Below are 11154 nucleotides of genomic sequence, written 5' to 3'. Positions count from 1 at the left end.
AAAAGGGCATGCAGTCGTATCTGCCGCCCCTTTTAGGAGGAATTCAAGACACCGATAGAACACGTATTGGTAAAAAGGCTCAAAAATAGTATATGTAAAAAGAAAAAGTCCTATACCAAAAGTGGACTGAGCCGTATCTTTTTTACTTATTTAAAAATTAAATTTCATTCTTTTCAAAATAAGTACGGTAAACATATGATTTGGAATGAAATTAGAAAAAGTATACATGAAAATGGCAGACAACAATTTTGTCGTCTGCCAGTGCCAATGGACTGAATGAGTTAGTCAATTACTATATATTGCTACCCCATTACCAGAAGAGTGAAGCCGCTAGTTCAAACGGCTTAAACCTAGTATGCCTAATAAAGAAAAAATTATGAGTAGAAATTTTGTTTGCTCTATATGAAAAGATAAATAGATATTCATCAGACAAGGATAATACAGCATACCTTAAATAGGGTATAGGAACGAATTAAGGAAAAGAATGTAATGTTATTAGGGAAGGGCCTGAATCAGGAGTGGGAATTTCGGACAGGATTTGGGGAGCCGTGGTTGCCTTGGGCATTGCGACTAATATCGTTGCTTGTATAATGGCAGTATACATTCAAAAATATGAGCTAATGATAAACTACCTTACAAATATTTTATTTTTAATAATTATAGCGATAACGTATATTAAGATGAAAATTAACAAGTGGGTGGCGTTAGGATTTACGTTAGTTGTAATGGAAAAAGGTATTAAGACAGGTTATGACTTCTACACACATGATTACTATGGTGTCAGTTGGAATTTAGCTATCATTGTCTATTGCATATACGAGATGAAAAATTATTATGTTGAAACAAATAAATAGCCGCAAAAAATAAGGGTTAGTAGGTGGAATTCTTGTTAAAGTATACAATTTTTTTAAACAATGATATTACGGTCCTGTTTTTTACTTCAAGAACATAAAAAAAGACGCCATAAGGCGTCCTAAAATTGGGTAAACGAGGTTTTAGTTTTCCAATCTAAAGAAATTATGTATCAGCTCACAATGAGAGTATATCATAATATGTAATCAAAATAATATGCATCATTGCATATCCGAGTTTAACAAAAGTAAGATGAGAGTAAATTAAAATATTATAAAAAAGACACTACAAGAGTGTCTTTTTTGGGGAAATACTCTATAATTAACTTTGGGGAAGGTAATGTTAGAGTATTCGCTTAACATTATCTTTATATTTGATAAACCATGAAATCGAAAGATTTTGTGGTTTATTTTTTGAACAATAGATATTACAGTATTGGCAGTGAGCTATTGATTATTATAAGCATTGGGAGAGAAGGGATTAAAAGTCTAACATCGAATAACGGTTCCGGAATATAGTGTTGCGAAATGATCTCCCATATCCCAAACGGTACTTGCTTGTATATAGCCCTTAAAGCCTTCTGAAGAATAATAAATCTCTTTTGGTATACTTTCTTTAGTTTGGAAATGTGCTTTAGAGTACTTTACATAATGGTTTTTAATAACTTTTGATTCTGGAACAATAGTGTTTTTTTGTTCCAATGTTTGCCTAGCACTAGAAGGTGGTATGAATCTTACAGTGTCTTGGTAATTATGTTCTAAGGTGTCAGCCTGTACACTGTGTGACGACACAAAGACGCTTAAACCACTTCCCACAATTAATGTTGCAAATGCTAACTTTGAGAATTTTGTTAATCTACTCATTTTACAATCTCCTTTTCATTATTTTGTAAGGTATCTCCTTACACCTCACAGTCTATATCCACTACAAAAGGGTGTACATACATATTGATAGACAAAATTCTACAAAATACCTCATCTTTTTGGGGATTGTGTATAATAATCCAATGTTTAATAATTTATCAGAAGTAAAAAAGTAGGTCTTAGATAAAAGAAAATGAATAATTTATGCAAGTAATGTATATAAAATTATTGTTTAAATATTCTAAAATGAGTTGATAAAGATGTGGGAATTTTTTTAGAAAATAAATGATTCCAAAGATTAAATTTGGAAGTTAGATTCTCTTTTAAGTTTATTTTTATAGTATTATTCACATGTGTGAATTATTAAGATTTAAATATAAAAAAGTGAGAAAAATGATAAACATTCTTCTCACTTTCATCAATTAGGGTGGCATATACATAAATATGCGTTTAAGAGGATTTTTGGATGAAAAATCCACATGAATAGTATAACAAAATATTTAGAACTATTCGCATGTAATATTGCATATGAAGAGTCGGTAGTTATAATAGTTAGCGTATTTCCATTATTGTTTAACAGATTTTCCTAAAAGATTCACATTCTTTAAGCGTGTATAGGGTGATACGTGAGAGATAAATTATATGTAAAGCCCCTCCGAATGGAGGGGCTTTACATACACTTACATTAAGTTTGTTGTGGTGCACCACCATGATCGCCAACACTATATGTGGGAGCGGGGTAATGTCCATGAGTAGCAAACTGATCCGCTTTAGAAAATTGAGAAATTCCCACCGTTAGAACCCCAATAAAAGCAATACCCGATAATAATAGGCTGATTTTTTTCATTATTTCAACACTCCTTTTTCGATTGATTTTCGTCTTGCTTGGTAACAAATATGGAAATAGTCACTTACCTTTTGGTGGTTCTCTAATTGTCTACATTTTGTGGCAAATAATTCGGCGTATTCGACAACATATTCCCATAATTCTTCTTCCTCAAAGTATAAGATTCCTTCTTGAATGATTTTTTCTAATTCTTCCAGTGGAATATTTTCATTTAATCTTTTTAAAATAGAGAAGTGGTGTGTGTATTCTTCGTTATGAATTCCTCTGCAAATCTGTAATCCCTTATCAATGAGTTTGCTAGCTGCTGATTGTTCTCCTAATTTATAATGTTCCTTAGCTTGTAGGAAGATAGCCTTGAAGTGTGTAGGGATTTTTTCTGTTACTTCTGAAAGGTGACGAATAGCTAACGTAGACATACTTTGATCAGAATACAGCCACCCCATAGTACTTTTTACGTATAACAAGGAATCTTCTTCCTTATTATTCTGTAGTAATTCAATTGCACAATGTAGATATTCTTCTGCTTGTTCGTACTGCTTTAAATAGATACAGCAACCACCTAGCAAACTATTACAAAAGGCTGTTTTTACTTCATAACCTTCATACTTCGAAAAGATTGCCCTTGATTTATTTGCGTATTCGATAGAAGCGAGCATGTTATAGGTATGGTGATAAAAAGTAGCAATTCTATAGTAGAATTCAGCGTGTTCAATTTCATCTGGAATGTTTACTAATATCTTTTCTGCCAGTTTATAATGTTCCTCTGCCTCAGTAAAACTTGATATAAAAGTGGAATGAATGGATTTAAAAAAGTGATAATAGAAGCGTAGAAAATGGTCTGTAGGCATATCATAATCACTAATAGCATCAAAACTATTTTGTTGAATACCGAGGCTATCTGTTAAGACCGTGTAACGAAATTCAAGTAGTGAGTAATAAAGTAACAAATTTTGATCCTGACGTTCTTGATTTGGCTCAATGCTTAACTTATTAATTTTTTCATCAATCTTCTTTTTTAGATTAGTAGCTTTTATAACTTGTTGAGATAGCATAGATCGATACCAGTCGTTCAATAGAGAGGTTAATTGCTCATTTCCCTTTACTGAAACACTCACTATATACTCCCCCATCCTATAGAAATATCTTAATCCTATATAATTGTAACTATCATAGCAAAATAAAAGAAAAAATGGAGGTATTTTACAATGTTTTTCAATAAAATTCATAAAAAACAATCAATTTATGTCGAATGTACTTAGAATTTAACACAAATGTATAAACTTTGCGTATGTAAATAAGAAGAGAATAAAGAAAGAAAAAACTTGTAGGAATTCCTACAAGTTTTTTTAGATAATGTAAAAATGTGAAACAGACTATCTCATTACTCGTAACAGGGAAACTATCTTACTTATGGCTTGCTTTCATTATATAACAAGTTTTAGCATTTAGAATTTTTGTGTTTGAAAATTATGTGAATTTATGCTGAAGATGTACTATTTCAAGGATTTGTTCTCGCTGTGATTAAGACAAATTAAAGAAAGGTAGTGGAAAAGGCGCATAAAAGGGAAAATTTCCTTTAAACGTTCTAAAAAGATGATTCTAAAAGTTATTTGTCTGTAGAATAAATAGTTCATGAAATTATCCCCATTGGTGAAAGTAAATGAGAGACTCGATATATAAGTAAGAACTTTGGGGGAGTATATACCAGAAAGGTATAATTATAAAATTGTTAAAGCTTAGTATAATTATCGAGATTTTCACCTTGTTTGCTTTTCTAATAGGATAAGTTGAAGAAGATAGGAAGTTTTTCTTTGAAATAAGCTTTTTTGATAGGAAAAAGTTTTTTTCATAACTAGAACAAATAAATGGATAAGTTCATATACTGTATTGTCGTTAAAGTAAGACATTATTCTCTCTGAACCAAGGAATCACTAGCACAATATGTGATTCCTTGGTTCTTAAGTATAATGTCTATGAGTAATTTGAAATAACCGAAGAAATAAAATCTTTGTTAATGGGCAGTCACAGGATTCTAGGTATAATAGGTTCACAATTTAGACTATAAAAGTTAATGTCTCTTTAGCTAAGAAGACTCCCTCCTTAAGAAACAAGCAGTGAGTATGAGTAAGGGGGATAGTTTAAAGTGCGGAATATTGTTTGATTTGGTTAACACATAAATTTAGCATCTCTGTACTGGTGTAAGAATTATAATGTTTATACCATTCTATTGTATGTTCTAAAGTCTGTTGTAGGGACCACCTCGGTTGCCAATTAAGCTTGAATTTTGCTTTACTAACGTCAAGGTTTAGTAAATTTGCTTCATGGAAATTCATTGGACCCATATTTTCTGTTGTCCAATCCCCGCAACCCCAAATATCTAGTAAACTCGTCACTAATTTTTCTACTGGAACAATATTGTCTAGGGATGGTCCGAAATTCCATGCACCTGAAAAAATAATATCATTATTAATAATTTTTTCTGTGAGGAGTAAATAACCGCTTAAGGGTTCTAATACATGTTGCCAGGGTCTAATAGCAGTAGGATTTCTAATAATAATCTTTTTATTCGATTCTAATGCTCGTATACAATCAGGAATAATCCTATCTATTGACCAATCACCACCACCAATTACATTACCAGCTCGAACGCTTGCAATTATTTTCTTGTGGTGAGAAAATTTTTCTTCTGATAAATAAGAATTTCGATAGGAAGAAATTAAAAGCTCACAGCATCCTTTACTTGAACTATATATGTCATGACCGCCCATAGGATCAATTTCACGATAACCCCAAGGCCATTCTTTATTTTCATAGCACTTGTCACTTGTCACCATAATTCCTATTTTAGCTGATTCATGTAATCGAATTGCCTCTAGTACATTCATAGTTCCTAGAACGTTTACCTCGTATGTTTCTCTAGGATATTCATATGAATACTTAACTAGCGGTTGTGCAGCTAAATGGAATACAATTTCAGGGTTATAATCTGTAAAAACTTTATTTAGTTTACTAAAATCTCTTATGTCACCGCGAATGTCTATTATATCATTTTGAAGATTGGTAACATTAAAGTTGTCGTTTTTATTTTTAGGATCCAATGAATATCCAATTACAGTGGCACCTAATTCCTTCAACCATAGGGATAACCAAGAACCTTTAAAACCAGTATGTCCTGTAATTAAAATTTTCTTTCCGTAAAAAGCGTTATTAAAGTTTTTGTTTAACAATTAATCCACCTCCTTTAGTACAATATTTTCAGGGGATTAGATATAAATGTGTATTGTTTTTATACCAATCAATAGTTTTAATAATTCCTTCTTCAATATTAATTCTAGGTTCCCAAGAAAGAGATTCTTTAATTTTGTGAACATCTGCTTCAGGAACCCATCTTTCATTTGTTCTAGAGGAAATTGCACCGTAATTTGGTCTGGAATTGGTGTTCAAATGTTTGAATAATAATTCTACATAATGTTTTAAGGGATGAATGGTACCACTCCCAATATTAAAGATATCATTTTGTACAGTGGTATTTTCTACTGCTAGGATACAGGCATCTATTATATTTTCTATATAACAATAATCTCTTAATTGATTGCATAAAGTTAAATTTACATCTTTATTTTGCAACACTTGCAAGATAATATAGCTGAATATTTTATGTGGCTCCTCAGCCTCTCCGAATATGCCAAAAGGTCTTAGTGTTATAAGATTAATATTGTTTTCGCTTGCCATTTGATGGGCTAATATAGTAGCAGCAGCTTTGGTACTTCCATAGATATCCACAGGAGTTAGTAGCATATTTTCATGAATAGGTTCCATTTTATTGCCGTATTCAGAACTACTACCCATATGAATAATTTTTTTACAATTTACTAATTTTGCTGCCTGAATTATGTTACATGTCCCTATAATATTTGTTTCTATAGCGTGCATGTAGTCTATATGGGCAGAATTTACACCATAGGCTGCCAGGTGAAAGATATAATCCGGGTTAACTTTCTTTATTACATCTTGTACTTGTTTTTTGTCTCGTATATCTATTTCATAGGTTTCAATATTTTTTAGAATATCCTTTAGTCTCCAAGAATTGGATGATGTTCTTATAAAAAGAACAATTTTTGCTTGTAAATTTAAAAGTCTTCGTACCAAGTGAGAACCAATAAAACCATATCCACCAGTAATAAGAAAAGTTTTATTTTTAAATGAAGTAATCATAGTGATAATCTATCCTTTATTAAGATTTATTTTTAGTTAATGGAATAAATTCACTTATTTTAACATAAGGAGAATATCAGTCTTAATTGTGATGAGGGGAGGAGTATTTAAAATAATTTTTTATTGTATTTGTATCAATTTGGCCAGCAAATAAAGAGGAAGGGGATTTTTGAAAAGTGTTATGAAGGATATGACATGTCTTGTTCATTTGTTCAATATAAGGAATATATATATGATCTAAAATCGTTGGAGGTAATTCTAAAGTTTCATGTTTCCACAAGTCGAACTCATTTGGATTAATAATCTGCATACTTCCAAAATGAAAAGCAATTAATTCATCTTGATCAATAAGAACTTTATTATCTGTTTTTGATATAGAACTGCTATTTAGAATTACATTCCAAGGTGCTGCATCAATACCTTTATGAGTCATGATTTTTATATTAGAAAAAATGTTAGGAATGTGATTTAAATATTTTTGGTCACCCCACCTATTCATTTCAACATCATAATGATTTTTGCAATATTCTAGGCATTTATCTTTCCACCATGTTAAAATTTCTTTACTATTTTGATCGTTTTTAAAGCCAACTAAACCAGCTTGGTATATACCGTGTATGCTTTCAATTTCAGTAGAACTTCTTTGGGGGCATAGGAATATAGAGTATTTCCACCATTCATCAAGAATGATATTAGGTGCTGTAAAGAAATACATATCAGCATCACAATGTATAATGTGATCAACCTCGGGATAAAGACTAAGGACATGTAGACAAAGAGGTGCTTTTAATGTCCAACAATATTCTTGTAAATTTCTCTCATTTTTTATACTGAGGAGTTCATGATTTTCAAGATCTTTTACCGGAATGAGTATGGCGTGCTTTAATTTTAAATTCTCCAATATTTGATAAGTTAAATCATCCATACAACAGATCCATACAGTAAATTTAGTGTTGAGATTTTCTAAGGAATAATAAGAGGTCAATCCTTGAATTAATCGTTCTTTACTTATAATCATAGAAAAGTTCATAAAATGGTTGGATTGATTCATTTTTCTTCTTAATTGTGAATCTTTATATAAGGTTTGAGCTTCATTTATATCTTTTTTACTTAAAAATTGTTTCGTATTTTTATTAAATTTTTCTTTTAATTGCTTTAAAACAAATTGGATTCTCTCTAAATAAGGAGTGTAAATATGGTTTAATATATTGTTTGGTATTGAAATTGCTCCCAAAGACCATAGATCAAAATCATTTTCAGTAAAGATAGTAATACATGCAAAATGGTAAACAACTAGTTTATCATTTTCAATAAATACATCATTGTTACTCTTGTCAATTTTGTAATCGTTATTATATATACAGTTCCAAGGCGCAGCATTTATACCTAAGTTATTGGAAATTTTTACTTTTGGAAAATAGATAGGGATATAATCTAAATACTTTTGGTCGCCAAACTTTCCCTCCTCAGGTTCGGCACTACACCAATCTATACATTTATTTTTCCACCAACTTACACTCTTTAGCCCATAGAGATCATTCTTAAATCCAATTAGACCAGCCTGATATTTGCCGTACATTTTTTCTACCCAATCACGATCTCTTTGGGGAGTAAGGAAAATAGAATGTTCACCCCATTCCTCAAAAATAATATTAGGATCAGAGAAAAAGCATAAATCACCATCACAATATAGAATAGATGGTAAATGGTAATTTACCAATAAATATTCTATCAAGACAGATTTTAAAGTCCAACAATATTCATTTACTTTTCTTTTTCTCTTAATTGCTTTTAGTTCACTATCTTCTAATTCTTCAACTTGTAAAAGGTTTACGTTAATTAGATTCATTTCTTTTAATAATGAATATGCAAAAGGATCTATACAACAAATCCACAATGTAAATTTTTCTGAGTACTGCATTAATGATTGCTGTAAGGCAATGATTTTCAAGACATATTCACTACCTACAATGACACAGAAATGATTATTTAGATCATGTTGTTGATTATAGAATTGAGGGTTAATTAGTTTTTGAGTATTTTTAGGGGAGAGATTTGAAGTCTTAATTTCTGTTGAAAGCGGGTTAATTATTTTCTCATTAGAGGGGATATATAATCGAGGTAAACTTATTTTTTTATCATTAAAGCTCAATGTTTATTCAGTCCTCTCCACTAAAATTTATTAGGATTCCAACTTTCATCTACGGTTTTTAAATCTTTAGGTGTATCGACACTAGCCCAAAAATCATTGTGTTCATAGACTGCCAGCTCATTATCTTTTATTAAATTTTGGAGAGGAGCTTCTTCTAGAACACAATCATCACTATTACCTAAATAATTGAATATTTCTTTGTTAAATACAAAAAACCCGCCGTTAATTACTTCATCAAGTAAGGGTTTTTCTTTAAAATCAATAGCAATTCCATTTTCAACCGCCAATAGGCCATATTGACTATTCTTTTTAATTCCAGTTAATGTAGCAATTTTTCCTTTTTCTTTATGGAATGCTATTAGTTGATCAATATCTATATTGGCTAATCCATCGCCATAAGTTAATAAAAAGGTTTCACCCTGTACAAAGGGTTCAAGTTTTTTTAGCCTTGCCCCGGTCATTGTATCAATTCCTGTATCTATAAAGTGTATATTCCAATTTTCTAATTCCTGAAGTAGCGTATATTGACTGGTTTTAAAATTCAAACTAAAGTCATTCTCTTTCCAGCTAAAATCCATAAAATATTCTTTAATTTTCTCACCTTTATATCCTAAGGGCAAAATGAAATCAGAATGTCCATATTTTCTATACCAATTCATTATATGCAAGAGGAGAGGCTTTCCTTGAACTCGAACTAATGGTTTGGGAATATCCTCTAAAATTCCTTGCATCCGAAGCCCTTTTCCGCCACACAAAATTATGACTTTCATAGATCTATTTCCTTCCTCTCTATATATTTTACTAATTTAAACTATGTAGCTTGTTTGATAAATGTATACACGGTTGTACCATAATGACAATCAACTAAAAAAATATGTTAGATTTATAATTCAAATGCTGATTAAATGTGGAGAATACGCACTGTAGTTTATCATCAATTGTATGTAAATTAGGTTATTTTAAAAATTAATGCTTTAGTTATATTTAATACTAATAAAAGACATTGCTTGTTTGTAAGATAAAAGAGGGGGAGGGAAATCAGGGGAATTGAAGAATCTTATAATGAAAAATCTAAGAAGACAAAATTATACTGAAAATAAGATAAAGTGTGGAAGTAAGTAGTCATCAACATATTACGTAGCAGAATAAACTGATTGTATAAATGATTTCAAAGAAATTAACTATTTAAAGGAAAAGTGAACAAATATTACATTTTACATTCTAGAAATCTAAAAAAGAGCACCGCATAAAGGTGCTCTAGTCATGAAATTAATTTTGTAAAGAACTATTGATCCTATAAAGAAGGACTTATGAATTATTATATGAACGGATAATGAATTAAGTGTGTATCAATTAGAGGGGAATTTTATTTCTCTACGCCTATTTTAATCTACAGACAAAATTATGTGAAAAGTAAAAAGAAAATTAATAAGTTAATGCTATTTTATTTAAAATATAATCCCAATCGGAATCATCACCTTCCCATCTATCCTGATAACGTGGGAGTTCAATTGAACAAACCCTCGGTATGCCCCAATTTTGTTCAACAATATTAGATAGACCCTCCTTAAAATTAACGATAAGAATATTAAAATCTTTATTTGTAATTTTGGATAATACGTTTTCTAATTCAACTGCTTCATCTCGATTTCCCCAAATTCTAATGAATAAAATTGATTCACTACTAGTTATTTTTTCAAGGAATCGATTAATTTTAGTGTCTAATTTAGCTTTAAAAGAAGGATAGATTACTTTCCAATCCTCATCTGAGTTAATAGGAAAGTCATGCATTGAAAAACAATTATAATAAGTGTCCTTTATACAGTGGGTAATTCGTTTTGCCCATTTAGTTTGATTATCAAATTCTGATTCAATAAGACCGTAACTTTCTGAACCTTCTATGACCATATTTTCCAACTTCATAAATTTTTCAAATCGATTTTGAAGTAATCTGTTTACATCTGAAAGTGATGGATAATAAAACCAATCTAAAGGTCCAGAAAATGTTCTTAAATGGTGCCTTTTGATTTGGTTAGTAACTTGGCACAATCCTCCTAAACTTACAATTAGGCCATAGGATTTTTGTATATCCTCTAGGTTCATCCTCATCATCCTTTTTATAGAATAATTTAAATTATCTCTTCAGTATATGATGCAATAATATATTGATGTGGACCTATATATCAAAGTAGATAAAGCCAATACATTCATACAAACTTAAAAAA

At 30.5% G+C, this 11154-nt stretch carries 9 protein-coding genes; 1 reads left to right on the top strand and 8 read right to left on the bottom strand.

What is annotated here, in order from left to right; translation table 11 throughout:
* The first annotated feature begins 518 nt into the window (after positions 1–518).
* A complete protein-coding gene (locus ACU8YW_RS28105; RefSeq protein WP_426934642.1) occupies positions 519–854 on the top strand; it encodes a hypothetical protein in 336 nt (111 codons plus the stop codon).
* Between the two features lie 486 nt (positions 855–1340).
* Here the strand turns inward: ACU8YW_RS28105 and ACU8YW_RS28100 are convergent, their stop codons facing one another.
* The 8 genes from ACU8YW_RS28100 to ACU8YW_RS28065 all read right to left on the bottom strand — a co-directional run bounded on the left by ACU8YW_RS28100 (position 1341) and on the right by ACU8YW_RS28065 (position 11032).
* Positions 1341–1715: a hypothetical protein gene (locus ACU8YW_RS28100; protein WP_426934643.1), complete on the bottom strand. Its 375-nt coding sequence runs from the start codon at positions 1713–1715 to the stop codon at positions 1341–1343.
* Positions 1716–2400: 685 nt separating this feature from the next.
* Positions 2401–2562 (bottom strand): hypothetical protein, encoded by a 162-nt coding sequence (locus tag ACU8YW_RS28095; RefSeq protein WP_088065107.1) that lies wholly within the window; start codon positions 2560–2562, stop codon positions 2401–2403.
* The gene (locus ACU8YW_RS28090; protein ID WP_097892001.1) at positions 2562–3677 is read right to left on the bottom strand and encodes a response regulator aspartate phosphatase; all 1116 of its coding nucleotides are present in this window, start codon (positions 3675–3677) and stop codon (positions 2562–2564) included. The genes ACU8YW_RS28095 and ACU8YW_RS28090 overlap by 1 nt, the downstream gene beginning before the upstream one ends.
* Before the next feature lie 1023 nt (positions 3678–4700).
* Entirely contained in the window at positions 4701–5789 is a 1089-nt protein-coding gene (gene rfbG, locus ACU8YW_RS28085) for a CDP-glucose 4,6-dehydratase (RefSeq protein ID WP_426934644.1), read from the bottom strand.
* Between the two features lie 28 nt (positions 5790–5817).
* The gene (locus ACU8YW_RS28080; protein ID WP_340438641.1) at positions 5818–6777 is read right to left on the bottom strand and encodes an NAD-dependent epimerase/dehydratase family protein; all 960 of its coding nucleotides are present in this window, start codon (positions 6775–6777) and stop codon (positions 5818–5820) included.
* An 82-nt stretch (positions 6778–6859) separates the two neighbouring features.
* Positions 6860–8929, bottom strand: a complete 2070-nt coding sequence (locus ACU8YW_RS28075) for a glycosyl transferase (protein WP_426934645.1) — start codon at positions 8927–8929, stop codon at positions 6860–6862.
* Positions 8930–8949: 20 nt separating this feature from the next.
* Positions 8950–9699 (bottom strand): sugar phosphate nucleotidyltransferase, encoded by a 750-nt coding sequence (locus ACU8YW_RS28070; RefSeq protein WP_426934646.1) that lies wholly within the window; start codon positions 9697–9699, stop codon positions 8950–8952.
* 655 nt (positions 9700–10354) lie between these two features.
* Complete coding sequence (locus tag ACU8YW_RS28065; protein ID WP_426934647.1) at positions 10355–11032, bottom strand: papain-like cysteine peptidase; 678 nt, start codon at positions 11030–11032, stop codon at positions 10355–10357.
* Positions 11033–11154: the final 122 nt, after the last annotated feature.

It is taken from the genome of Bacillus pretiosus (assembly GCF_052947655.1).
The sequence above is the reverse complement of the archived record's forward strand: the minus strand, read 5'-3'. Positions and strand labels throughout refer to the sequence as shown.